Origin of the sequence: Bradyrhizobium sp. USDA 223 (genome assembly GCF_044909005.1) — a bacterium.
Taxonomy (GTDB): domain Bacteria; phylum Pseudomonadota; class Alphaproteobacteria; order Rhizobiales; family Xanthobacteraceae; genus Bradyrhizobium; species Bradyrhizobium yuanmingense.
In genome coordinates this window covers 1892092-1913726 of record NZ_JBIYDR010000001.1, presented here as the reverse complement: position 1 = coordinate 1913726, position 21635 = coordinate 1892092, and the positions used below count along the sequence as shown (strand labels likewise).

25 protein-coding genes and 1 pseudogene are annotated in these 21635 nt (G+C 64.3%); 11 read left to right on the top strand and 15 right to left on the bottom strand.

What is annotated here, in order from left to right; all coding sequences use genetic code 11:
- Positions 1-4 precede the first annotated feature (4 nt).
- Entirely contained in the window at positions 5-832 is an 828-nt protein-coding gene (locus tag ABIA40_RS08680; RefSeq protein WP_404540593.1) for a polysaccharide deacetylase family protein, read from the top strand.
- A 157-nt stretch (positions 833-989) separates the two neighbouring features.
- Positions 990-2330 (top strand): polysaccharide deacetylase family protein, encoded by a 1341-nt coding sequence (locus ABIA40_RS08675; protein WP_404540590.1) that lies wholly within the window; start codon positions 990-992, stop codon positions 2328-2330.
- A gap of 4 nt (positions 2331-2334) precedes the next feature.
- Here ABIA40_RS08675 and ABIA40_RS08670 read toward each other — a convergent pair whose 3' ends face one another.
- Positions 2335-2709, bottom strand: coding sequence for a hypothetical protein (locus ABIA40_RS08670; protein ID WP_404540588.1), 375 nt, complete (start codon positions 2707-2709; stop codon positions 2335-2337).
- Between the two features lie 284 nt (positions 2710-2993).
- Here ABIA40_RS08670 and ABIA40_RS08665 point away from each other — a divergent pair, with 284 nt between their 5' ends.
- Positions 2994-3251, top strand: coding sequence for a hypothetical protein (locus ABIA40_RS08665; protein ID WP_036013744.1), 258 nt, complete (start codon positions 2994-2996; stop codon positions 3249-3251).
- A gap of 22 nt (positions 3252-3273) precedes the next feature.
- Here the strand turns inward: ABIA40_RS08665 and ABIA40_RS08660 are convergent, their stop codons facing one another.
- The 5 genes from ABIA40_RS08660 to ABIA40_RS08640 form a co-directional block, all read right to left on the bottom strand.
- Positions 3274-3462, bottom strand: coding sequence for a hypothetical protein (locus ABIA40_RS08660; RefSeq protein ID WP_036013742.1), 189 nt, complete (start codon positions 3460-3462; stop codon positions 3274-3276).
- A gap of 54 nt (positions 3463-3516) precedes the next feature.
- Positions 3517-4419, bottom strand: a complete 903-nt coding sequence (locus tag ABIA40_RS08655; RefSeq protein ID WP_404540585.1) for an NAD(P)/FAD-dependent oxidoreductase — start codon at positions 4417-4419, stop codon at positions 3517-3519.
- Positions 4416-5492, bottom strand: a complete 1077-nt coding sequence (locus ABIA40_RS08650) for a flavodoxin family protein (RefSeq protein ID WP_404540582.1) — start codon at positions 5490-5492, stop codon at positions 4416-4418. The genes ABIA40_RS08655 and ABIA40_RS08650 overlap by 4 nt, the downstream gene beginning before the upstream one ends.
- A gap of 64 nt (positions 5493-5556) precedes the next feature.
- On the bottom strand, positions 5557-5760 hold the full coding sequence (locus ABIA40_RS08645; protein ID WP_404540579.1) for a hypothetical protein: 204 nt from the start codon (positions 5758-5760) through the stop codon (positions 5557-5559).
- Positions 5757-5966, bottom strand: coding sequence for a hypothetical protein (locus ABIA40_RS08640; protein ID WP_271540081.1), 210 nt, complete (start codon positions 5964-5966; stop codon positions 5757-5759). Before ABIA40_RS08640 ends, ABIA40_RS08645 begins: the two co-directional genes overlap by 4 nt.
- 270 nt (positions 5967-6236) lie before the next feature.
- Here ABIA40_RS08640 and ABIA40_RS08635 point away from each other — a divergent pair, with 270 nt between their 5' ends.
- Positions 6237-6521: a hypothetical protein gene (locus tag ABIA40_RS08635; protein ID WP_271540078.1), complete on the top strand. Its 285-nt coding sequence runs from the start codon at positions 6237-6239 to the stop codon at positions 6519-6521.
- A 159-nt stretch (positions 6522-6680) separates the two neighbouring features.
- Here the strand turns inward: ABIA40_RS08635 and ABIA40_RS08630 are convergent, their stop codons facing one another.
- The 7 genes and pseudogenes from ABIA40_RS08630 to ABIA40_RS08600 all read right to left on the bottom strand — a co-directional run bounded on the left by ABIA40_RS08630 (position 6681) and on the right by ABIA40_RS08600 (position 13151).
- On the bottom strand, positions 6681-6878 hold the full coding sequence (locus tag ABIA40_RS08630; protein ID WP_271540103.1) for a hypothetical protein: 198 nt from the start codon (positions 6876-6878) through the stop codon (positions 6681-6683).
- A 198-nt stretch (positions 6879-7076) separates the two neighbouring features.
- Positions 7077-7259 carry a hypothetical protein gene (locus ABIA40_RS08625; protein WP_271540076.1) on the bottom strand — a complete coding sequence of 61 codons (183 nt, stop codon included), beginning with the start codon at positions 7257-7259 and terminating at the stop codon, positions 7077-7079.
- A 477-nt stretch (positions 7260-7736) separates the two neighbouring features.
- Positions 7737-8495 carry a Crp/Fnr family transcriptional regulator gene (locus ABIA40_RS08620; protein WP_404540576.1) on the bottom strand — a complete coding sequence of 253 codons (759 nt, stop codon included), beginning with the start codon at positions 8493-8495 and terminating at the stop codon, positions 7737-7739.
- Positions 8495-10900 carry a CheR family methyltransferase gene (locus ABIA40_RS08615; RefSeq protein ID WP_404546190.1) on the bottom strand — a complete coding sequence of 802 codons (2406 nt, stop codon included), beginning with the start codon at positions 10898-10900 and terminating at the stop codon, positions 8495-8497. Before ABIA40_RS08615 ends, ABIA40_RS08620 begins: the two co-directional genes overlap by 1 nt.
- Positions 10901-11544: pseudogene (locus ABIA40_RS08610) on the bottom strand (chemotaxis protein CheB); the annotation flags it as partial.
- A 313-nt stretch (positions 11545-11857) separates the two neighbouring features.
- Positions 11858-12133, bottom strand: coding sequence for a hypothetical protein (locus ABIA40_RS08605; protein ID WP_404540573.1), 276 nt, complete (start codon positions 12131-12133; stop codon positions 11858-11860).
- Positions 12134-12143: 10 nt separating this feature from the next.
- Positions 12144-13151 carry a chemotaxis protein CheB gene (locus ABIA40_RS08600; RefSeq protein WP_404540571.1) on the bottom strand — a complete coding sequence of 336 codons (1008 nt, stop codon included), beginning with the start codon at positions 13149-13151 and terminating at the stop codon, positions 12144-12146.
- Positions 13152-13243: 92 nt separating this feature from the next.
- Here ABIA40_RS08600 and ABIA40_RS08595 point away from each other — a divergent pair, with 92 nt between their 5' ends.
- Positions 13244-13642: a response regulator gene (locus tag ABIA40_RS08595; protein ID WP_404540568.1), complete on the top strand. Its 399-nt coding sequence runs from the start codon at positions 13244-13246 to the stop codon at positions 13640-13642.
- A 345-nt stretch (positions 13643-13987) separates the two neighbouring features.
- Here the strand turns inward: ABIA40_RS08595 and ABIA40_RS08590 are convergent, their stop codons facing one another.
- Positions 13988-14770 carry an SDR family NAD(P)-dependent oxidoreductase gene (locus ABIA40_RS08590; protein ID WP_404540565.1) on the bottom strand — a complete coding sequence of 261 codons (783 nt, stop codon included), beginning with the start codon at positions 14768-14770 and terminating at the stop codon, positions 13988-13990.
- Between the two features lie 153 nt (positions 14771-14923).
- Between ABIA40_RS08590 and ABIA40_RS08585 the strand changes: the two genes are divergently transcribed.
- The 6 genes from ABIA40_RS08585 to ABIA40_RS08560 all read left to right on the top strand — a co-directional run bounded on the left by ABIA40_RS08585 (position 14924) and on the right by ABIA40_RS08560 (position 20681).
- Positions 14924-16099, top strand: coding sequence for a zinc-dependent alcohol dehydrogenase (locus tag ABIA40_RS08585; protein ID WP_404540562.1), 1176 nt, complete (start codon positions 14924-14926; stop codon positions 16097-16099).
- A gap of 11 nt (positions 16100-16110) precedes the next feature.
- Positions 16111-16692 carry a hypothetical protein gene (locus ABIA40_RS08580; protein WP_128265364.1) on the top strand — a complete coding sequence of 194 codons (582 nt, stop codon included), beginning with the start codon at positions 16111-16113 and terminating at the stop codon, positions 16690-16692.
- Positions 16673-18277 (top strand): alpha-amylase family glycosyl hydrolase, encoded by a 1605-nt coding sequence (locus ABIA40_RS08575; protein WP_271540058.1) that lies wholly within the window; start codon positions 16673-16675, stop codon positions 18275-18277. Before ABIA40_RS08580 ends, ABIA40_RS08575 begins: the two co-directional genes overlap by 20 nt.
- 161 nt (positions 18278-18438) lie before the next feature.
- Entirely contained in the window at positions 18439-18618 is a 180-nt protein-coding gene (locus ABIA40_RS08570; protein ID WP_027575113.1) for a hypothetical protein, read from the top strand.
- Positions 18615-19769: a DUF305 domain-containing protein gene (locus ABIA40_RS08565; RefSeq protein WP_271540055.1), complete on the top strand. Its 1155-nt coding sequence runs from the start codon at positions 18615-18617 to the stop codon at positions 19767-19769. Before ABIA40_RS08570 ends, ABIA40_RS08565 begins: the two co-directional genes overlap by 4 nt.
- A 129-nt stretch (positions 19770-19898) precedes the next feature.
- Complete coding sequence (locus ABIA40_RS08560; RefSeq protein WP_271540053.1) at positions 19899-20681, top strand: Crp/Fnr family transcriptional regulator; 783 nt, start codon at positions 19899-19901, stop codon at positions 20679-20681.
- 50 nt (positions 20682-20731) lie between these two features.
- Here ABIA40_RS08560 and ABIA40_RS08555 read toward each other — a convergent pair whose 3' ends face one another.
- Positions 20732-21340 (bottom strand): cysteine hydrolase family protein, encoded by a 609-nt coding sequence (locus ABIA40_RS08555; RefSeq protein WP_157286682.1) that lies wholly within the window; start codon positions 21338-21340, stop codon positions 20732-20734.
- Positions 21341-21635 lie beyond the last annotated feature (295 nt).

Below are 21635 nucleotides of genomic sequence, written 5' to 3'. Positions count from 1 at the left end.
CGCAATGGCAAAGATGCTGCGACTGAGGTGGACCTCGACCATGGCGGGCGCGCTCGCGGCGACCATCGGCGGCACTGCCGCAACCGTCATCGGCGCCGCCGAGACGAAGGCCGCCGAGTGCCCGCGCAAGGATGCGCTCGGCACCTCGCGCGTCCTCAGCGTCGATCCCAAGACCTATCCGCGCGTGGGCCTGAAGAGCTTTCCGCAGACGCTGCCGCTGGCCGATCGCGAGGTCGTGCTGACCTTCGACGACGGGCCTAACCCGCCGACGACGTCGAAGGTGCTGGCGGCGCTGGCACAGGAATGCGTGCGCGCGACCTTTTTCCTGATCGGCCAGCACGCCTCCGAGCATCCCGACATGGTCAAGCGCATCGCCCGCGAGGGCCACACCGTCGGCCATCACTCCTACTCGCATCCGTTCATGGGGCGTATTCCGTTCGAGAAGGCCATGGCCGACATCGACCGGGGCATTGCCGCAGACGAGATGGCGCTGCGCGGGGCCCCGACGACGACACCCTCGACGCCGTTCTTCCGCTTTCCCTATTTCGAGTCGACCCAAGCGCAGCTCGACCTGCTCCAGTCGCGCGGCATCATTGTGTTCGGGGCCGATTTATGGGCCAGCGACTGGGAGGAGATGACGCCCGAGCAGCAATTGAAGCTCGTCACCGAGCGCCTCGCCGCGAGCGGCAAGGGCATCATCCTCTTCCACGACAACAAGGCGCGCACGGCCGCAATGATGCCGGCGTTTCTCCGGTATCTGAGGGAGAACGACTATCGGGTGGTCCACATCGTCCCGGCGGGCACTTCACAGAAGAGCGCCGATACGCGCTGATGCCGGAATGTCACGCCCGGGCAAAATGGGGTGATTTGGGGCCAATTAACACTCTGTTCATGCTACCCCGTGAAGATGAGAGCGGCTGCGGCTGAACCGTTTTGAGCCATCTCCGACCTATCTAGGGCGCCAAATTGCATGGGGGCAGACGAGGTTCATGATCGGAAGTAGCGTTGTTTTGCGGACGCGATCGTGGATCGTCCTCTGTCTGGGAATGCTCATCGCCGGTTCGCCGGCCGCGCTCGCGGCGGAGTGTCCCGGCCACCCCGACGCCCTCGGCACCTCCCGCACCCTCGTTGTCGATCCGCGCGAACATCCGCTGATCGGCACCATGCAGTACCGCGAGACGCTGCCGCTGAAGGACCATGAGGTCGTCCTGACCTTCGACGACGGTCCGATCCCGAAATATTCCAACCAGGTGCTCAAGATCCTGGCCGACGAATGCATCAAGGCGACCTTCTTCATCGTCGGCAACCAGGCCAAGGCCAATCCGGAAGGCGTGCGCAAGCTGGTCGCGGCGGGCCATACCGTCGGCACGCACAGCATGGACCATCCGCTGACCTTCGACCGGATGCCGATCGAGAAGGCCGAGGCGGAGATCAATGGCGGCATCGAATGGACCGCAGCCGCGATGACCGATCCGTCGCAGCTCGCCCCGTTCTTCCGCATTCCCGGGCTGATGCGCGCCGAGGGCATCGAGAACCATCTGATTGCGCGCGGCCTCCAGGTCTGGAGCGCCGACTTCCCGGCCGACGATTGGCGGCACGTGTCGTCCGACCGCGTCTACCAGCTCGCGATCCAGCGGCTGGAGGCCAAGGGCAAGGGCATCCTGCTGCTGCACGACATTCAGGCTCGCACGGTGGCGGCGCTGCCCAAGATCATCCGCGACCTCAAGGCACGCGGCTATCGCATTGTGCATGTGGTGCCCGCCAGTCCCGAGCGGCCGGCGACGCCGACCACGCCGGTCGAATGGCTGATGCATCCGCCATCCGAGACGACGCCGATCGCGCGCTGGCCGCGCGTGCCGCATTTCGTGTTCACGCAGACCAGGACGCTGCCGGCGCCTGCGCTCGCGAACCTCAATGTGCAGGGCGAGCATCAGTCGCTGCTGCCGCGCCGGAGCAAGGGCCAGATCGACCTCGCATCCACCCTGCCCGTCCCGGGTCGCGATCTGTTCGCGATTCCGGAAGGCTCGGTCGAGGTGCTGATGTCGACGACCTCATCGCGGCGCGCCGCGACCCGGCTCGCCATGGGGGCCGAGAGGCCGCATCCGGCCAAGGACAAGGCAGCACAGGGCAGAGGCGCGAAGGGCAAGACGGCCAAGCTGCATGGGCGGCGTACCGCCCAGGCGGCGCCGGCTGCAGCGGATCATGCCGCGCAGCCCGTCGACATCGTACCCAAGAGTACCGCAGCGAAGAGCGCCGCGGCAAATGGCGCGGCCTCCAAGGGCGTGCCGCCCCGTCCGACCCGCGTCGCCAGCCTGAAAAAGCGCGCCTGAGCTGCTATTGCCGCATGATGGCGGCGACGCAGAGCAGCACGATCAGCGCCAGGAAGAACAGGTCCATGTAGGACTTGAGCTCGCCGTCCCGCCGCAGCCGCGCGACGTCGGTGATCACCTGCTTGCGCGCAGTGGTGCTGCCCGAACCGTCGTTGAGCGGAGCCTGAAGGCGCTTGGTCTCGGCCTCCAGCTTCTCGATCTTCTGGAAGAAGTAGAACGCCCGCAGCGTCGAGGCCGCGCGCATGGCGGCATAGACCAGCACCAGGATCGCCAGGATCGCGCGGTTCGGATACTTTTCCATGAAGTTCAAGCTGAAATAGACCACCGCCATGAAGGCGAAATTGGTGAGGAAGCGGTAGACGAAACTGAGAAAAACCATGCTGGCTCGAAGCTTGAGGGGGTCGCAACCCTATGGTGTTGCGACGCGCGGGATCGGGACCAGACCGGAACGGCGAGCCTGGATACGGCCCGTCTACGCCAAGTTTGTTTCAACAAAGATACTGCCGCCCCCGCAACTAGCTGCCTTTTAGCCTGACGCGGCCATAAGGCAAGCCGGAGCATGGCCCCCTGGCCTCGCGCGCGCGAACGGCCCGCAACGGCTCAATGGCGATTTGGCCGAAGGCGCGGTAAACTGTGACCGCCACCAGATGTGGGGTTCTTCCGATGTCGAAGAAGGGAATCACGGGCCACGACGACTGGGTTCTGACCGAGGCACTCGCGACCGCCCTGGTCGCGCTGGAGCAGCTCGAACCGAAGCACCAGCCGAACGCGCATATGGAGGACATCCGCAAGCTGCTCGCGAACGGCAAGGAGCCGGCTGCGGTGAGCCTGCATCTTGCGCAGGCCAAATGCCGTCTGTTTCCCGAGCTTGACCCGCTGCAGATCTACCGGGAATACGGCATCGGCGAGGAGTATGGCTGAGGCCGCCGGTCGACGATCGAGCTCAAGGCCCGCCGGCGACCGATCCTGCGATCACCATGACAAGCGCGCCGAGGTCGATCTTGCCGTTGACGGTCAGCTCCTCCGAGGCCGCTGCGTCTCCCGCGCCCTGCACCTTCAGCGATTGCGGCCGGTCGGCGGCCTGACGCTGCAATTCGCCGACGATCGCTTCCTTGAGTTTCTCTTCCAGCATGGGCTCTTCCTTCGGATCCGATCAGTCAAGACGGCAGCCCACGCTTCGTTCCCATCACGCAAATCGCGGCGGCAGGCTGTTGTGGATCGTGCAGGCCGCGATGGCCGCGTGGCCGAACGCGACCGAGATCTGGTGCAGGTCGGTGACGACGTCGCCGATGCCGTAGAGCCCGGCGATCGACGTGCGCTGGTGATCGTCGACCTTCAAATGACCGTCCGCAGTGTGGTCGGCGCCCAGCGCCGTCGCGAGCTGGGAGCGAACCTCCGCGCCCATCGCAGGATAGACGATGTCGAATTGCGCGGTACGTCCGTCGGCGAAATCCGCTTCAACGCCGCCGTCTCGCCGCGCCAGGCGCAGCTCGGGCGCGAACACGATTCCGACGCCCGCCTCGGACAGCTCCGACGTTGCGGCCTTCGCGTCGTCCGCGCCGGTCGCAAGCAGCGTCACGTCGCGCGCATAGCCACGCAGGAAGAGCGCCTTTGCGGCGGCACGATCCAGCGGCCCGACGACGCCGATGCGGCGGCCGGTCGCCTCGAAGGCGTCGCAGACCGGGCAATAGCGCAGCAGGCCATCCGCGACGGCGGCGCGCCAATCGTCGAACGGCGGATGGGTATCGACGATCCCGCAGGCGAGAATGACGGTGGCGGCCGCATGCATGCCGCCATTCCAGCTCGCTTCGAAACCGTGTTCGTGACGCTGCAACGCCGTGACCTCGGCCTCCACGCGTGTGACGGCGAGCTCGTTCAGCTGGGCCGACATCCGCTCGATCAGCTCCGCGCCGGACAGGCCGTGGACGAAGCCGGGGACATTGTGGCTGCGCGGGATCAGGGCCGCCCGGCTCGCGCCGGCGTCCACGACGCAGACGCGGCGGCGGAAGCGCGCCAGATAGATCGCGGCCATCAGTCCTGCCGGCCCGCCTCCTACGATCAGGCATTCAAGGGGTGGCGCGCCGGTCATTTGGGGTTCGGGTCCGCAAGACCGGCGCCGGGCTCATCGAGGCGCCCGCTTCGCGCGAGCCGGACGGCATTGCCGAGCGCGCGCGCCGCATTCTGCACTTCCTGCTGGAATTCGCGGTCCTCATCGAGCTCGCGATGGGATGTGGCGTATGGCTCGTCGTAGCCGACATAACCGTCGAGCTCGGCGTAGCGGCCTGCCGAGATCAGCTGCATGTCGGTCAGCCAGTCGGACAAGGCCCGGCGCACGCCCTCGGCGCCGACCGCATCGCCGTGAACGACAAGGCCGAAATGGCGGCCGGCGAGATGGCGCGGATAGGGCCAGCCCTTCATCTCGATGGCCTTCGCCTCCGCGGCGTTCTTGCCGTGGGTCGAGGTCGGATCGGGATTGCCGCCGTCGGCGCAAACCATCCGGTCCATCATCGCCTTGAGCCCGGCGGGCACGTGATACCAGTTCACGGGTGCCACGATCAGAATGCCGTGGGCCGCAACCCAGAGCGGATAGATCTCGTTCATCCAGTCGTGGGTCTGGCCCAGCGAGTAGTTCGGATAGCAGCTGCACGGCCAGTGGCACAGCGGCATGGCGGTGCCGACGCAGGACTTGCAGGGATGAATGGTCTTGCCGAATTCCGAGGCGAGGCGCGACAGATCGAGGATGTCGACAATAAATCCCATCTCGATGAAGACGGGCTCGGCCAGCTTGACCAGTCGCCAGGTCTTGGACATCTCGCCGGGACAGGTGTGCTCGCTGCGGGCCGAGCCGTTGATGATCAGGATGCGCGGCGTCTCGTCGGCATCGTCGTGGCGACGCTGCGCCTCCAGGATTTTTGCGCGCGCATCGAGCCAGTCGACGGCGAGATCGTAGTCCGGGTCGGAAAAGCCTGCGCCGGCCTTCCGCGTCAACGGTGCCTTGCGCGAATGGCTGTAGGCATCCCAGGCCGCCGCAGTGATGGCGTCGAGCTCACGCCCGAGCGGAGCAAAGGCGGGATCGACGAACTGGCGCTTGTAGCGCTGCGCGAACTCTTCGCGCGACAGCTTGACGGGCGGCATCCCCTTGCGAATGTCGGCATCCGTCATGCTGGCTCCTGGCGAGGTCGGTGTCCTCCGACCAACCCAGCGCCGAGCGCACGGTTCCCAAGCTTTACTGGCGAGCAAGCTCCTGCGGTGCATCGAACTTGGCGATCCTTTGATCGAGCCGCCACAGCTCGATACGATGCACGAGCACGAGCGCGGCGGCTTCGCGCTTGGCCTGTTCGTCATTGTCGCAGACGAGGTTGATGCATCCGAACACATGTCCGTCCGGATCGATCTGGAACGCGCGGTAGTGCTTGAAGCTTCCCGTCATGACGGTCCTCGTCGCGGCAACACGGGTGTGCTCAGCCAGTCTGTAAGGTTCGAGGTCATTTCGTTCTGCTTGGCGCGCTGCAGCAGCATCTCGCGCTCCCTACCGGGCGGCAGGCTGCTTGCGCGCTCGCGGGCCTTCTCGGCGAAGGCAGCAAGCCGCTCCTGGAGCGACTGAGTCTGTTTCCTGCGGTTACGTTTGGCGGTCATGGGACTCACGCATGATGCGGGGGAAATTGGCCCCGGCGGGGGATCAGGCGCCGGGGCCCAAGTTCTCTAGTGTCTCAAGTCACTTGCCGGTCGGGGCGGCCCAGCCCGGCAATGCTGGTAGCTTCCGCCGCAATTCGCGGTTCCAGCATTTCAATAAGTTAACGCTGCGCGATTTTGCGCAAAGCACAACCGCAGCGTCCGATCGATCCGGGCTGCGCCGGAACCGAAATGCTGATTCGTATGTTCAAGAACGACTTGAAGGAGATCATCATGGCAAAAGCAGCATGGAAGCGGCCGGGCTCGCCGATTGGCCGCAAAGGACCACGCAAGGCAAATCCCGCTTACAAGCGCCGCGCACGCGAGCCGTGGACGCCTGCGGATGTGAGCAAGTTGAAGCAGCTTGCGAAAGGCAACACGCCAACCGGCGTGATGAGCATCAAGCTTCAGCGCCCTGTCGCGGCCATTCGCAGCAAGGCGCAGCGCGAAGGAATTTCGCTGCGGCCCGCCAATCGCTCGCCCTACAACCGGCGAACCAAAGCCGCGAAGCGGCGTTGATTCCCCGCACCGCCGGGTGACAACCGGACGCAACGGGGAACGATGGACGTGGCGCTCATTTTTCCGGTTTCTGCCCACGATATCAGCGCATCGGTACGCGCCGACATCTAACCCGTTCCCGGCGCGTGCAGCCCTGCCAGGCTGCAGGCGCTGCGCCCGTCAATTCGGCGGCTGCAGGCCCGGTGAGCGCAGCCATTCGCTCATTTGAGACCCCGTTTCCGCCTGTCGCGCCTTGCGCAACATTTCATCGCGCGCCGCGCCGGGCGGCAGCAATTTGGCCTCTTCGCGCAACCGCTCCGCTTCGGCTGCCAGCCGGGTCTCCAAGGTATCCTCGTGTTTGATCCGACGCCGCATCATCGTCATGGGCGTATCCCTGTAGTCAGCGGAACGCGCCACTGCGTTCATATGGTGATAATGCCAGGCAAAGTCGCGCTGACCTGCATCTAACGTTCTGGAACCGAAACGGTTGCCCGCGCTGCCCAAAAAATCTGCTTGGAGCCTTAAGTGACTGAGGAAACATCATTCCTCGGAGACGCCAACTGCGCCAAACGCGGGTTAATTGTCCTCATTCTCGCGGCAAGCCTTGATTTCCGTACGAAGCATGGCGCTCTCAAACACGGCCAGGCGCATCTCGGCCACGATTCGATCGCGATGCTCCATGAGCAGCCGACGCTCCTCCCGCAGAGCGTGGTTGGCATCGATCGCGCAAGAGGCGCGAAGAAAGAGGGCGTCGCGCATGGTCGCATGGTCGCATGGTCGCATGGTCGCATGGTAGCCACGTGTCCAAGCCGCGCATTTACCTAGGTTACTCAAAATGAGTAATTGCGCAGATGTGCACACTTTCATTAGGTCGAAAGTTGCGCGACCTCATGGATCGAAGATGGGTGCACGACCGCTCGCTGGGTCGTGCCTCGCCAAGGACTCGGCAAGCTGCTGTTCCATTTCATAGCGGGCCCACCGGAGCTGCCGCCTGACTTCGGCATTGATAGCCCGCAGGCGAATGCTCTCTTCGATGGCTCGATCGGCACGTGCCAGGAGTTGCCGAGTTTCCAGACCAAGATGATCACCATCCATGGCCGCGCTCCTCATCATGCAGGCGGGAGCGCGCGATCTCTCAGCCACCGGCGCCTACGGACAGGGCCTTGGCCGGTGATACCGGTAGACTAGCTCAGGTAAGTCGCTGTTCCTAGTGTGCAGACGGCCGACGGCGGCTTTTCATCCGCGCTTTCGACCACCGCGATAGACTTGCAGATAACCCGGCGAGAACAGAGCCACATCTTTGAGCGCGTCGAGATTCTTGATGACCAGGGTACGGTCGCGCAGCACGATCAGTCCTGATGCGCGCAGTTCCTGAAGTGTGCGATTGAGATGGACCACCGAGAGGCCGGTGGCGTCGGCAAGATCCGTCTGCGTCACGGGCATTGCGCAGCTGTTGCCGTCGACCATGCCGACGGGACGCAACCGCTCGAAGATCTCGCAGAACAGATGCGCCACGCGCTCGAGCGCGACGCGACGGCCGAGATTGACGGCCCATTCGCGCTGAACCGCGTTGTTGACGAGCGTCTCGCAAAGGAATGCTTCGGCAAGCGAACGGTCGGCCGCCAGCAGGCTATCGAAGCGCGCGCGCTTGACCTCGGCGTAAACGACCGGGGTCAACGTACCGATGGTGTGATCCATGGTCGAGAGCAGGAATACATGAGCGTCGCAGCTTTCGCCGGGAAAGATGAAGTTAACGATCTGGCGCCGGCCATCCTCGAGCATCTTATAGCGGCAGAGCCAGCCCGACAGCACGATGCGGACACTGTCGACGGTGTCTCCCTCGGAGATCAGGTCCTCGTTTGCTCCAGCGTGCTGCACCCCTTCGAGCATCGCATATTCAAGTGACGCGCGAGCCTCCGACGAAAGCGGCCTCAGCGCATTCAACCGGCGAATGGCCGGGTCCAAAACGCTGCGGTCGGCGATCGACAAGGACATCACTCAGCCACAGGGGGAGTGTGGAAGGAGCCCTTGGTCACTGGGATCATGATCGTGCATTGCAGCCCCCCCGAATGGAAGGTCAGCGTGGTCTGGCCCTTCAGCTCGAACGCCAGTGTACGCTCGAGAAGCTCGGTTCCGAAACCTTTCCGCAGCGGCGGCGGCACCTGCGGCCCCCCACGCTCCCGCCATTCGACCGTCAATTGTGCGGGTTCCGTGCTTTCGTCGATGCGCCAGGACACGTCTATGCGGCCTGACGGCTGACTCAGCGCTCCGTATTTCAGCGCGTTGGTCGCGAGTTCGTGAATGGCTAGAGCGAACGTTTCGGCGGCCTTGGGCTGGAAGCGGACCTTCGGGCCCGAAACGCGCATCTGCTCGCCTTCGCGGGCATTGTAGGCGAGCAGTTCCTCCACCACCAGGTATTCGAGATCGACACCGCCCTCGGGATCCCGCGTCACCAGTCCCTGGGTCCGGGCGAAGGCGTTGAGCCGTCCGTCCAGATGGGAGGCGTATTCCTCCACGGTGGTGCTCGTCTCCGCCGAACGGCGGGCGATCGAACGCACGACACCAAGCGTATTGCGGACGCGATGCTGCAATTCGGCCAGTAGCAGGCGCTGCCGCTCCTCGGCGCGGGTAATCTCCGTAACATCGATGAACGTGATGACGACGCCTGCGATGAAATTGTCGACGCTGCGGTACGGCAAGACGCGCGCGATATATCTCTTGCGGTCATCCGGCGAGGTCAGCTCGCGCTCGGCGCTGGCCAGGGTGCGCAGCACGCGGCGGACATCGTCGTAGAGCGCCTCGATCGGAATGCGCGCCTTGATGTGAGATATCGGGCGGCCAGCATCGGTTTCCACCAGGTGCAAGACTTGCGTGATAGCCGGGGTGAAAGTCATCACCCGTAAATCGTTGTCGAGAAACACGGTCGCGATCTGCGTGCTTTCGAGGAAATTCTTCAGATCGCTGGTGGCGCGCGTCAATTCCTGGACGCGGTGCGCCAACTCGCCATTGACCGTCGTCAGCTCTTCGTTGACCGACTGCAACTCTTCGCGTGAAGTCTCGAGCTCCTCGTTGGCGGACTGAAGCTCTTCGTTGAGCGATTGGTATTCCTCGTTGGAGGATTTCAGCTCTTCATTGGTACTTTCGAGCTCCTCGATGGTGGCCTGGAGGCGCTCACGTGTCGCGCGCAGCTCGCTCTCGAGGCGCTCGACATGCTCGGTGCGAATGAGGGCGTTGGACTTGCCCTGGTCGTCCCTGATCGGTTGGGCCGGTCCGTCCTTGAACAAAACGACGAAGTTCCGGTGACCGCCGGCGTCGTCCTGAATGGGCTCCACCGTGATGCTCACAAGGATGCGGTGCCCGTTCACGCCGAGGTGCACCTGCTCGGCATTGACAGGCTCGTTGGTTTCCGCCGCGCGGCCGAGCGCGGTCCGCAGCTCGAGGCGGAGATCGCGATGCACGAGCTGAAGCAGATCGAGGCTAGCGGCGCCGGCGGTTGGCTCGATGTACCGACCGGTACGTCCCGAAAAGTGCAAGATCTGGAAATTCTCGTCGGTGATGACGTAAGCCGGGGCATATCGGTCCGCGATCCGTTGCGCGCGCCGCTCCAGGCCGACGTCAGGGCTGAGCGAGCGCACCGGCGGCACGTCGACCGGCGCCCTGCTCGCAGCGGTCGTGATCGGAAACTCGGGAGGCAGCCGCGTTCCGGTATCGAGTTTCCTGAAGATGCGTGCACGGCGGTCGATTGGCACGAACAGCTTTGGATGCCGCGTCACATTCTCCGAATTTCCGAGGAATAGATAGCGGTCGGGCAACAGCGCAAAGTGAAACAGCGGTATGACGCGGTTCTGAAGCTCCGCGTTGAGATAGATCAGCAGATTGCGGCACGAAACCAGGTCCAGCCTGGAGAACGGCGCGTCCTTGATGACGTTGTGCTGGGAGAAGATGCACATCTCGCGCAGCTCCTTGACCACGCAATAGGTGTCCCCCTCCCGCACGAACCAGCGCGCCAGGCGTTCGCTGGTCATGTCGCCCTCGATCGAGGTGCGATAACGGCCGACCCGCGCGGTGGCCAGCGCCCGTCCGTCGATGTCGGTGGCGAAGATCTGCACCTGCGGCAAGGAGTCCATCCGCGCCATGTGTTCGCGCAGCAGGATGGCGATCGAATAGGCCTCCTCGCCAGTGGCGCAACCGAGCACCCAGACGCGAACCTGCTGAGCGGCCCCCTTGCCCTCGAATATCTTTGGAATGATCTGGGTCTCCAGAACCTCGAATTCGCGCTTGTCGCGGAAGAATTCGGTGACGCCGATCAGGAGATCATTGAAAAGGTGTTGCGCCTCATCCTTGTCGTTGCGCAGGAAATCCACGTAGGCGGGGATGTCCTCGATCTGGACGACCTGCATGCGCCTTTGCACCCGGCGCAGGAAGGTATTTTGCTTGTAGCCGTGAAAATCGTTGCCGGTCTTGTTACGCAGGATGTCGGCTATCCGCGAGAGCGAGGTCGCAGCGGCGGCGAGCACCTCGTCGAACCCCTGCTTTTCCTCCAGACGACGCAGATGGCGAGCATAGACATGGATGTGCTCGGGAATCTCCTCGGCCGGCAACACATAGTCGGCGATCGCCGCCGCCGTGTTGGCATCCTTGAGAGGAGCCGATTTTTCGCTGGCGACCCTTTCAGCGATGGCAAGACCGCCGTGATCTTTCAGCGTCGCAGTACCCAGCGTGCCGTCGCCGCCGGTCCCGCACAAAATCACACCGATGGATTTCTCGGCGTGCTCCTCCGCCAGTGATACCAGGAAGCTGTCAATCGTGGCTCGCTCGCCCGGTGCCTGCTCGGCCTTGCGGATCGCGAAACGGCCGCCCTGGATCGTCGTATCATCGCCGGCGGGCACAGATAGATGTTCCCGCCTTCGATCGGTTGGCCGTGACGGGGGTCGGACAACCTGCAGCCGTTCGAGCCTTGCACGATCTGACGCAGCTGAGCCTCGTCGAACGCCTCGTGGTGCTGAAGCGCCAGCACGATCGCCTGGTCGTCGCTCAAGGTCATCTTGGCAAAGAAACGCCCGATGCTGTCCAGAGCGGCCGGTGAGGCGCCGACGCCGATCACGAGCGGGGACTTGGTCTGGCGCTCTCCTTCCGCCGCTTGCTCGCCGACTTCAGTCATGGACCTGGTAGCTCTCTCTCACTGGCCGGCACCAACGGGCGCCCGATCCTTGCAGATAGCAGAAATTAGCTCGATCCCAACAGTTGAAAGACAATGATGTCACAGAGCTTCCTTCGATCTCTCGCGAGTCTCGGCCCAGGGGGCTGCGCAGCATCTCGGCCAGCTAGGCGACGAGCGGCGTTGAACGCTGGGATCATCAACCAGCTTCCGGCTGTTCTGCAGCCAACTGCCGTTGCAGATACGTGATGCGCTGCGCGATCAGAACGCGGTGGCGCTCCCACTCGGCAAGGTTCTGCTTGAACACGTCGACCAGCCGTTCCGCCTCGCGGGTATCATGACCGCCGGCGCGAAGTTCGCGCACACGATCCTCCTGCTTGCGGATGCGCTGCGAGCCCTCTTCGATGTCCCGGTCGGCCTTGACCAAAAGGCGCTGCTCGACACCGAGCTGCTGGGCTTGTTCGGAGATGGCCATGGCAGTCCCTTCACGTCTCCCGCTTGCGGCCGGGAGCATCGAGCGATTGTAGCACCACCCGCCGGATCATATCGGCATATTCGCGATATTCGACCGCCCTCGCCTGGTACATCTCGGCGACCGCGGACCGGCCGCTGCGCCGGCCGTCGGCAGCCATGCGCTGGACCAGCTCTGCCCGTTCCTCGATGATGCGCAAGGCGACACGCAAGGCCTCGTCGACGCGTCCCTCCTGCTCCTTGGCGAGCGTATCGACCGAGAATCCATGGCCAACCTGGCAACGGAAGCGCATCGGACGCGACTCCTTCACCTCGGACAGAACGCCGCCGCAGGCCGGACAGGTCAGCGCGACGGGATCGGCGAATGCGAGCAGCTTGTCGCTGCCAATCCGGTCTCCGGCCGCGATCTCGACCTCCAGCCTGATCTCCGGCGGGATCGGCAGCGCCGCGCCGGCCTGCTCCCGGGTGAGCTCGGACAGGACGTCACCCATACTGGCGCCGGGAACGCAGAGGTCGACCGTGGTCTCCTCCATCGCGCGCCGCGGCATCTCGTCGGAGATGGCATCCGTGGGGTCCTGGACCACCGCCATCCCGCCGCAGCGTTTGATGGCGTTGAGACCCGCCGCGCCGTCGGACAACAAGCCGCTCAGGAGCACGCCAATCACCCGCGGCCCGTAAGCGATGGCTGCGGAACGAAACAGGGCGTCGATGGCCGGCCGGACCAGGTTCTCGCGCGGACCGCGCCCGAGCAACACCCGATCCCTGGACAGCAGCAAATGGTGGTCCGGGGCGGCTAAATAGATCTGCCCCGGCTCGATCTCCATGCCGTTTTCGGCCTGGCGGACCGGAAGCGGCCCGGCACTCCTGGCGACCGTTGACAGAATGCCGATGCCCTGCGCGGGAATGTGCAGAACGATGAAGACGGCTGCGGGCAAATCCGGCGGCAAGCGGCTCAGGATCTGCTTCAGTGGCTGGGTCGCTCCTGCCGAGCCACCGATCACGATGATGTCGCGGTTGCTCATGGAACCTGTTTTCGATTTGATCGTTTCGGATCAAGGCGGGGCCCCGTTTTATGTTCCTACGGGGCCGAAGCGAAGGCTGAGGCATCATAACGATGTTGCGCACAACATCCGGTCAGCCTGCGCCTTTCACCGGGCGCAGGGTTTTCGTGGTCGAGGACGAGTATTTCCTCGCCGACGACATCAGCGAGGCATTCCGGGCGCTGGGTGCCGAGGTGGCAGGTCCTGCCGGGCACATCGAGGATGCATTCAAGATCCTGCGTGACGGCAGCACGCTGGATGCGGCGGTCCTGGACGTGAACATTCACAGCGAGAGGATCTTTCCGGTCGCTCGCGAACTAAGGGCGCGCAACGTGCCGTTCGTGTTCACCACGGGGTACGATAGGGTCACCGTCGGACCGGAATTTCAGGATGTACCGCTTTTTGAAAAACCGATCGATCTTGCCAAGATGGCGCGTCAGCTCGCGGCGCTGCTCGTTGAGCCTGGAAGCTGACGACGATCGACTACGATCAGAACAGATGCGCGAATGCGAGCCAGGCGGTCACCGCCAGGCAAAGGATGACTGCCGCATAGGGCAGAGCGATCCGCAAGACTGCCTCCTGCCCCATCAGCTCAGCATCATCCAGACGATCGCGGCCATCATCACCAGGAAACCTGTAATAGCGGTCGCCACAAAGGCTATTTCAACGCGGTCCATCGCCATTACAGCCCCGTCCTGACGAATGCAGTCTGGCCTGGCGGCGAACCCAGCGCATTAGGCTATGTGAATCAGCCGCCGCGCCTTGTCCAGCATTTCGTTGGGCGGCTGTTGGTCGCGGGGCTTGCGGCGAACTTCAGCTCACGACCTTGCCGTACCCGGCTCGGCCAACTTGCGATGCCGCTTGGCCAGCATCTCGTTCGGCGTGACATTGGCGACCGTGGTCTGGATCTTGTTCTTCAGCCCGGTGACGATGTCGGCCTCCCCGCGCAGCATGGCGTCGAAGCCGGCCTTGGCGACGTCGTAGGCGCCATCCTTCTTCTCGGTGCCGACCTTGGTGTCCATCATGTCGGCGCGGCGGAAGAACTCGGTGTCGGTCGCACCCGGCATCAGGCATGTCACCGTGACGCCGCTGTCGCGCAATTCCTCGCGCAGCGCAAACGAGAATGAATCGAGGAACGCCTTGCTGGCGTTGTAGGCGGCCTGGAAACTGCCGGGCATGAAGCCGGCGATCGAGCCGGTGATCAGGATGCGGCCGGCCTTGCGGCGGAGCATCTCGTTGCCGACGCGGTGGATCAGATACAGCGTGCCGGTGATGTTGGTGTCGATGAGGTGTTTCACTCTGGCAAAGTCCTGGTCCAGGAACGCCTTGCCGAGGCCGATTCCGGCATTGGCCAGCAGCGCATCCACCGGCCGGTCACTGATGGCGTCGCAGAGCTTGTCGACGCCCTCGGTGGTGGCGAGATCGGTCTCGACCGGCTCCACGCTGCCGCCATGCCGGCGCAGATCGACGGCCACCCGCTCGATCTGCGGCTCGTCCGCCGCGATGACGAGGTTGAACCCGGCCTGCGCGCAGCACCTTGCGAGTTCCAGGCCGATGCCGGTGGAGGCGCCTGTGACGACGGCGAGTTGATTGGCGGGCATGGCATAGGTCCTTGAGAGGAGGATGATGACGCCCAATCGCGCCGCCGCCATCTCGTTCCTATCGGGTGCGCTTGCGAAGAAATGCACGTCGATTAGCAACCATCGTTCATTCCTGGACTTAAGTGCCAACTGGTTCAGCCGAGAGGACGGAAGATGAAGGCGCTGGTTTGGCACGGCAAGGAAGATATTCGCTGCGACACGGTCACCGACCCCGAGATCCAGGACCCGCGCGACGCCATCATCAAGGTCACGAGCTGCGCCATCTGCGGTTCCGACCTCCATCTCTTCCACAATTTCATTCCGGGCATGCTGCCCGGCGACATCATGGGCCACGAGACCATGGGCGAAGTGGTCGAGGTCGGCTCCGGCGTCGACGGCAAGCTGAAGAAGGGCGACCGGATCGTGGTGCCCTTCACGATCATTTGCGGTGAATGCGACCAGTGCAAGCGCGGCAATTTCTCGGTGTGCGAGACCACCAACCGCAAGCGCCACCTGGCCGACAAGGTGTTCGGACACACCACCGCCGGCCTGTTTGGCTACACGCATCTGACCGGCGGCTATCCGGGCGGCCAGGCCGAATATCTCCGCGTGCCCTTTGCCGATGCCACGCACATCAAGGTGCCTCCGGGCATTCCCGACGAGCAATTGCTGTTCCTCAGCGACATCTTCCCGACCGGCTGGCAGGCGGCCGTGCAATGCGACATCGAGCCGACCGACACTGTCGCGATCTGGGGCTGCGGCCCGGTCGGGCAGATGGCGATCCGCAGCGCCATCCTGCTCGGCGCCAACCAGGTGATCGCGATCGATTGCCTGCCGGAGCGGCTCAGCATGGCCGAGGCCGGCGGCGCCACCACGATCAACTTCGAGACCGAGAGCGTGGTGGAGCGGCTCCAGGAGCTGACCGACGGCAAGGGTCCGGAAAAATGCATCGATTGCGTCGGCATGGAATCGCATGTGATGCCATCGCTGCCTGACACCCTGCTCGACCGCGCCAAGCAGATGGTGATGGCCGAGAGCGACCGGCCCCACGTGCTGCGCGAGATGATCTATGTCTGCCGTCCCGGCGGCATCATCTCGGTCGCAGGCGTGTACAGCGGCCTGTCCGACATGCTCCCGATGGGCGCCTTCATGAACAAGGGCCTGACGATGCGGACCGGCCAGACCCACGTCAACCGCTGGACCGACGACCTGCTCCGCCGCATCGAAGAGGGCGAGATCGATCCGTCCTTCGTCATCACCCATACCGTCCCGCTCGCCCAGGGGCCGGAGATGTACCAGGTGTTTCGCGACAAGCGCGATTCCTGCGTCAAGGTCGTGCTGAAGCCCTGAAGGAGCCAGCTATGTTTCACTTCTCCAACATCGTCCGCACCAAGGGCGACCCCAAGATCGTCGAGGGCGGACCGAGCCTGAAGCAGCCGGCGGACCAGCTCGCGCGCGCACTCGGCTGGTTCAGCATCGGCCTCGGCGTCGTCGAGTTGTTCGCGCCGAGGCGCGTCACGCGCACGCTGGGTATGGAAGGCCATGAGACGCTGGTCCGCGCCTTCGGCGTGCGCGAGATCCTCGCCGGGATCATGTCACTCTCCGTCGACAAGAACGCCGGCCTGTGGGCCCGCGTCGGCGGCGACGGCCTCGATGCCGCCGCGCTGCTGTCCGGACTGACGTCGGACAATCCCAAGAAGGGCAATATCGCGCTGGCGCTGCTGATGGTCGGCGGCATCGCCGTGCTCGACTACCGTGCGGCCCAGGACACCAAGCCGCGCCGTCCGCCGCGCGATGCGCGGCGCAAGCTCTATCCGAACCGCAGCGGCTTTCCCAAGGGCATCGAGAGCGCCCGGACTGCGGCAAGGCAGATCGCGGCCCATGCCAAGACACATGCCGAGACAAACGAGGTGAAGCAAGGTGATGAGCGTCGAGTCCCGTGACGAAGCTGTGTGGTGGGAATCCGCCGTCATCTACGAGATCGCGCTGATCTCATTTCAGGACTCGAACGGCGACGGCAAGGGCGACCTTGCCGGATTGATGTCACGCATCGACTATTTGAAATGGCTCGGCGTCGACGCGGTGTGGCTGACGCCGATCTACAAAAGCCCCTTCCGCGACCTCGGTTACGACATCTCCGACTATTGTTCGATCGATCCCGCCTTCGGCAGCCTCGAGGAGTTCGATCGCGTGCTCGAAGCGCTGCACGCTGCGGGCATCCGGCTTATCCTCGACCTCGTCCCCAATCACACCGCGAACGATCATGCATGGTTCGTCGAGAGCGCAAGCTCGCGCAACAGCGCGAAAGCCGATTGGTACGTCTGGGCTGATCCGGCCGAGAACGGCGGGCCGCCCAACAACTGGCTGAGCCGGTTCGGCGGCAGCGGCTGGGAATGGTGCGAGGCGCGCCGGCAATATTACTATCATTCCTTTCTGGTGGAGCAGCCCGACCTCAACTGGCGCAACCCGCAAGTGCGCGCCGCGGTCGCCGATTCCATGCGGTTCTGGCTCGACCGCGGGGTCGACGGCTTTCGCGTCGACGCCAGTGCGGTCCTGATCAAGGACCGGCTCTTGCGCGACAATCCGTCGAACCCCAACGCAGAGGGCAAGCCGCCGCCGCAGCGGCACACACCCGTGTTCACCGATGACCGGCCCGAGACGATGGATTGCATCGAGTTCATCCGTGAGGTGATCGACGCCTATCCTGGAAGGATGTTGTGCGGCGAGGTCCAGGGTAAGACCGATCGCATCGGCCACTTCTACGGCAATGACCGGCCGCGCCTGCATCTGCCGCTCAACTTCGCCCTGCTCGATTCCAAATGGGACGCCCTCTCGCTGCAGGCCACGATCGACGCCTATTTCAACGCCATCCCCGACGATGGCTGGCCAGTTTGGGTCATCGGCGGCCATGATAAGCAACGGATCGCGAGCAAGATCGGCGAGGCGCAGATGCGCGTGCTGGCGATGCTGCTGATGACGCTGCGGGGAACGCCGTTCTTCTTCATGGGCGACGAGATCGGCCGCAAGCGTGTGCCGATCCCGCCTGGCCGCGTCCGCGATCCCTTCGAGAAGCTCGTGCCCGGCTACGGCCTGTGCCGCGATCCCGAACGCGCACCGATGCGGTGGGATGACAGCCCCGACGGCGGCTTCACGGCGGGCCACCCATGGCTGCCGCTCGAGCCGCCCGATGGTGCGGCCAATGTCGCCGCACAGCAGCGCGGCGAACGCTCGATCCTCGCTCTGTTTCGTGCGCTGATGACGCTGCGGCGCGAGCATGCCGGCCTGCAACGGGGCGGCTACGAACCGTTGCGGTCGCAGAACGATGTCCTGGCGTACAAGCGGAAGGATGGCCGTAACGAAATCCTGGTCGCGCTCAATCTCGCGGCCGAACCGCGGAAATTCCATTGGCAAGGTCGCGGCCGTCTTTTGATGTCGACGCATTTGGATCGGCCTCCCGAGCCGGTGCCGGATGCGTCCATCCTGCTCCGGGGCAACGAAGGCGTGATCATCGCGCTCGAGCCTCGGTGACGTCAGGAGGAACCATCCGCGTCGCGAAGAGTCTGAACAACGCTTCCGGCGTCTCCCCCCGCCGCCGGAAGCAATTTGCAAGACCGCAGCCCCGGCGCCCACGCCCCTTCAGGCGCCGGGGTAGCGGCGTGAGCCACGGCAGGACATATCGGAGGCAGCTCATGGGCAAGACCAAAGGTCTGCAGCAGCGGATCGCCGGCAAGACCAAGCAGGCCGTCGGCGAGATCATCGGCGACCAGGATCTGCACGATGACGGCAAGGCGCAGGCCGAGCGCGGGCGCGACGAACAGGACAAGCCGAGCGAACTCAATCCGCTGAAGAAGCTCAAGCAGCTGACGTGAACGCGGAGCCGCGACCAGCACTCACGAGTGAGGCGCGGCGCACCACTGGCGAGCGGCGGCGTTCGCGCTGGATTGCCGCGGCCGCACTCGGCCTGATCAGCAGCACTTTTTCGACCATCGTCAGCCAGCTCTTCGCTGCCCGCATCGGCCGCGATGCGGCAGTCGACTGGATGACCGTCGCCGCAATTCCTGCGCGCGACTGGGCGATCAGCTCCGAGCCATCCTGGAGCGCGATCCTGGCCGGGATCGCCTTTCACCAATGGGCCGATTTTTCCTGGGCGTTGGTTTTCTTCGGCGTGCTCGGACGCTGGACGGCCGACTTGCGGCCGATGACGATCCTGCTGCTGGCGCTGCCTTGGGCCGTGTTCTCCTCGGGCATGGAATGGTTCGTGCTGGTGCCGCTGTTTCCATTCTGGCAACCGCTGTTCACGCTGCAACAACCCTACTGGATCGGGCTGCTGGTCCACGGCTCCTCGGCCGTGATGTATCCCCTGTTCGCGCGCCTGCGCTGGCGACGCGGGCTTGCGCCGGCGCGCGACGTGCGCTTCACCAACATGTGGACGACCGGCGCGTTGGCCGTGATTGCGCTACTTGGGGCGGTCGCATTGTTCGGCGGTCATGGCTACGAGCTGCCGTGGATGGGCCGCGACAGGGATCAAGACCAGGCCTACATCCGGCACATGACAACGCATCATGCCCAGGGCATCGAGCTGGCGCGGACGGCTGCCGAGCGCGCGCAGGATCCGCATCTGCGCAAGCTCGCAATGCTGATGGTCGCGAGCCAGACCGGAGAGAACCGGATCTTCGAGAATTGGTGGCTGAGCTGGTTCGACACGGAGATGCCCGATTGCAGCACCGAGGAGCGGGCGGCGATGCCGGGCTTCCTGACGCCGGCCGAGATGCGCCAGGTCAAGACCGCGCCACCGGACCAGTTCGACATGCTGTTCGTCGAGGCGATGAGTCGGCATCACCGCGGTGCGGTCAGGATGGCCGACCAGATGTGGCACAGCCGCGGCGACCCTCGGCTGCGCATCATGGCGCACGCCATCCGCCACGAGCAGCAGGGCGAGATCGCGCTGATGCACGGCACGCGCGGCCTCGCCGCCGTGACCACAGGCGTCCGCAACATGCTCGGCGACAACGTCAATTGAACGTGAGGATCTTGTATCGGCAAGCGGCCTGCTGCCTCGCCGATACTCCAGACGAACCTATCAAACGTTAATGCTTTCCGCCGTCGTTATAGGCCACACTTGGAGCCGATGGGGGCCGTCGGAGATCAAATGCAGGCAGGATTTGCTTTCTCGAGGCTGGCCGACCGCCTGACGAGCCTCGTCGAACTGACCCCGGAACATCTCGATCTGCTGGCGGACATGCCGAGCAGCATCGCGCATTTCGGCGGGCATCAGACCATCCTGCGGCACGGCGATGAGGCAACGCAATGCTGCCTGGTGCTCCAGGGATATCTGTCCTGGCAGAATGACGAAAGCGCAGATGGCCAGATCACCGCGATCTGCGTGCCCGGCGACATCGCCAACCTGCAAAGCCTGTATCGCCCACGCATCGAGGGCAATCTGACCGCGCTCGGCTCCGCAATCGTCGCGCTCGTACCGCACCGCTTCTTTCGCGAGCTCGCGGCGCGTTCTCCGGCGATGTCGCACGCCCTGCTGTTGATGCTGCTTGCCGATCACGCCATTCAGCGCAACTGGACGGTCAATCTCGGCAGCCGGGACGCGTTGACGCGCGTGGCGCATCTGCTCTGCGAGATCACGGTGCGGCTGCAAACCGTCGGGCTTGCCCGGGATTTCAGGTTGTCCTCGCCCTTCACCCAGTCCGACCTCGCCGCAGCCTGCAGCATCTCCCCGGTCCATGCCAACCGCACCATCCAGGAGCTGCGCCGCTGCCATCTGCTGCAATGGCAGGGCAAGACCTTGACCATCGCGGACTGGCCGGGGCTGGTCCGGCTCGCCGGCTTCGACCCAACCTACCTGAGCATGCGGTCCGGCGCGGACGATGCTCGGCCGCCGCATGCGAGACCGGTGGCGGCAGACGTCGCGGTTGCTTGATCCGCCTCGTGGGACGCGAGGACCTTGCGCGGCTCAATGACGTCGGGAGCCTACTCCCGCCAGACCTCGGCCAGCTCTTCTGCTGTCACCAGGTCGACCTGGCCGTGGAAGCGGGTGCGGTACATCGTCATGAGCGCATCGTGGCCGACGTCGGACGAGCTGCACAGCGCGTCCTCGATGATGACGATCCTGAAGCCGAGATCGACGGCGCTCAGGACCGTCGAGAGCACGCAGACGTCCGTCTCCGCGCCCGATATCACGACGGTGCCGACGTTCTTCTCGACCAGCAGACTCGCAAGACCGGGATTGCTGAACGCGGAATAGGCCGGCTTGTCGATCATTGCCGCCGGCGGAACGAAACGTGCCAAGGCCGGCACGAGCTCCAGAGCCGATGACGGCAGATGCCTGCGCGTCGCCTGGCGCCAGCGGCGGAAATAACTCTGCCACTGCCCCGGGCGATCCTCGGGATTCTGCGGGGTGATGAAGCGTGTGAAGATCGTTCTCTCCGCATGGCGCGCAACGACCGAGACGATCGTCGGCAGCACCCGCTCCATCCAGGGCGTCGCCCAAAGGCCATCGGGGGCGAAAATGTTCTGCATGTCGATGCACAAGTGAACGGCGCCGCGGATCTCGGCAACATCGGCCATAGCGTCCCTCATCGTCCTCCACCTTCAAGCGCATTCGGCGACCAGTTGCGAATGCGGCGCGAGGGCTTTGGTTCCGAATCGCGGCGTGCAGCGCGAACCCCGCCCAGAAAAGCTACAAAATGAAGGTGGTGCGCTCGGAGGGCGGTCGCATTTTCTGTGATTTCAATGAGTTATCGAGGACTATCAATGCATAAGGGGCATTTCAAGTCTAAGAATATCTTTCAGGAAGGCCACCCAAGGCGCGTCTTGTCGGGTGGCGCTTTTCGAGAGATCGCGCTGTCCCACGGCACGGTTTGGTCCCACGGCC

What these genes read in the sequence shown, in the direction of transcription:
- ABIA40_RS08680 (WP_404540593.1), top strand. Translation starts at nt 5, where the DNA reads ATGGCAAAGATGCTGCGACTGAGGTGGACCTCGACCATGGCGGGCGCG.
- ABIA40_RS08675 (WP_404540590.1), top strand. Translation starts at nt 990, where the DNA reads ATGATCGGAAGTAGCGTTGTTTTGCGGACGCGATCGTGGATCGTCCTC.
- ABIA40_RS08670 (WP_404540588.1), bottom strand. Translation starts at nt 2,709, where the DNA reads ATGGTTTTTCTCAGTTTCGTCTACCGCTTCCTCACCAATTTCGCCTTC.
- ABIA40_RS08665 (WP_036013744.1), top strand. Translation starts at nt 2,994, where the DNA reads ATGTCGAAGAAGGGAATCACGGGCCACGACGACTGGGTTCTGACCGAG.
- ABIA40_RS08660 (WP_036013742.1), bottom strand. Translation starts at nt 3,462, where the DNA reads ATGCTGGAAGAGAAACTCAAGGAAGCGATCGTCGGCGAATTGCAGCGT.
- ABIA40_RS08655 (WP_404540585.1), bottom strand. Translation starts at nt 4,419, where the DNA reads ATGACCGGCGCGCCACCCCTTGAATGCCTGATCGTAGGAGGCGGGCCG.
- ABIA40_RS08650 (WP_404540582.1), bottom strand. Translation starts at nt 5,492, where the DNA reads ATGACGGATGCCGACATTCGCAAGGGGATGCCGCCCGTCAAGCTGTCG.
- ABIA40_RS08645 (WP_404540579.1), bottom strand. Translation starts at nt 5,760, where the DNA reads ATGACGGGAAGCTTCAAGCACTACCGCGCGTTCCAGATCGATCCGGAC.
- ABIA40_RS08640 (WP_271540081.1), bottom strand. Translation starts at nt 5,966, where the DNA reads ATGACCGCCAAACGTAACCGCAGGAAACAGACTCAGTCGCTCCAGGAG.
- ABIA40_RS08635 (WP_271540078.1), top strand. Translation starts at nt 6,237, where the DNA reads ATGGCAAAAGCAGCATGGAAGCGGCCGGGCTCGCCGATTGGCCGCAAA.
- ABIA40_RS08630 (WP_271540103.1), bottom strand. Translation starts at nt 6,878, where the DNA reads ATGATGCGGCGTCGGATCAAACACGAGGATACCTTGGAGACCCGGCTG.
- ABIA40_RS08625 (WP_271540076.1), bottom strand. Translation starts at nt 7,259, where the DNA reads ATGCGCGACGCCCTCTTTCTTCGCGCCTCTTGCGCGATCGATGCCAAC.
- ABIA40_RS08620 (WP_404540576.1), bottom strand. Translation starts at nt 8,495, where the DNA reads ATGTCCTTGTCGATCGCCGACCGCAGCGTTTTGGACCCGGCCATTCGC.
- ABIA40_RS08615 (WP_404546190.1), bottom strand. Translation starts at nt 10,900, where the DNA reads ATGCAGGTCGTCCAGATCGAGGACATCCCCGCCTACGTGGATTTCCTG.
- ABIA40_RS08605 (WP_404540573.1), bottom strand. Translation starts at nt 12,133, where the DNA reads ATGGCCATCTCCGAACAAGCCCAGCAGCTCGGTGTCGAGCAGCGCCTT.
- ABIA40_RS08600 (WP_404540571.1), bottom strand. Translation starts at nt 13,151, where the DNA reads ATGAGCAACCGCGACATCATCGTGATCGGTGGCTCGGCAGGAGCGACC.
- ABIA40_RS08595 (WP_404540568.1), top strand. Translation starts at nt 13,244, where the DNA reads ATGTTGCGCACAACATCCGGTCAGCCTGCGCCTTTCACCGGGCGCAGG.
- ABIA40_RS08590 (WP_404540565.1), bottom strand. Translation starts at nt 14,770, where the DNA reads ATGCCCGCCAATCAACTCGCCGTCGTCACAGGCGCCTCCACCGGCATC.
- ABIA40_RS08585 (WP_404540562.1), top strand. Translation starts at nt 14,924, where the DNA reads ATGAAGGCGCTGGTTTGGCACGGCAAGGAAGATATTCGCTGCGACACG.
- ABIA40_RS08580 (WP_128265364.1), top strand. Translation starts at nt 16,111, where the DNA reads ATGTTTCACTTCTCCAACATCGTCCGCACCAAGGGCGACCCCAAGATC.
- ABIA40_RS08575 (WP_271540058.1), top strand. Translation starts at nt 16,673, where the DNA reads ATGAGCGTCGAGTCCCGTGACGAAGCTGTGTGGTGGGAATCCGCCGTC.
- ABIA40_RS08570 (WP_027575113.1), top strand. Translation starts at nt 18,439, where the DNA reads ATGGGCAAGACCAAAGGTCTGCAGCAGCGGATCGCCGGCAAGACCAAG.
- ABIA40_RS08560 (WP_271540053.1), top strand. Translation starts at nt 19,899, where the DNA reads ATGCAGGCAGGATTTGCTTTCTCGAGGCTGGCCGACCGCCTGACGAGC.
- ABIA40_RS08555 (WP_157286682.1), bottom strand. Translation starts at nt 21,340, where the DNA reads ATGAGGGACGCTATGGCCGATGTTGCCGAGATCCGCGGCGCCGTTCAC.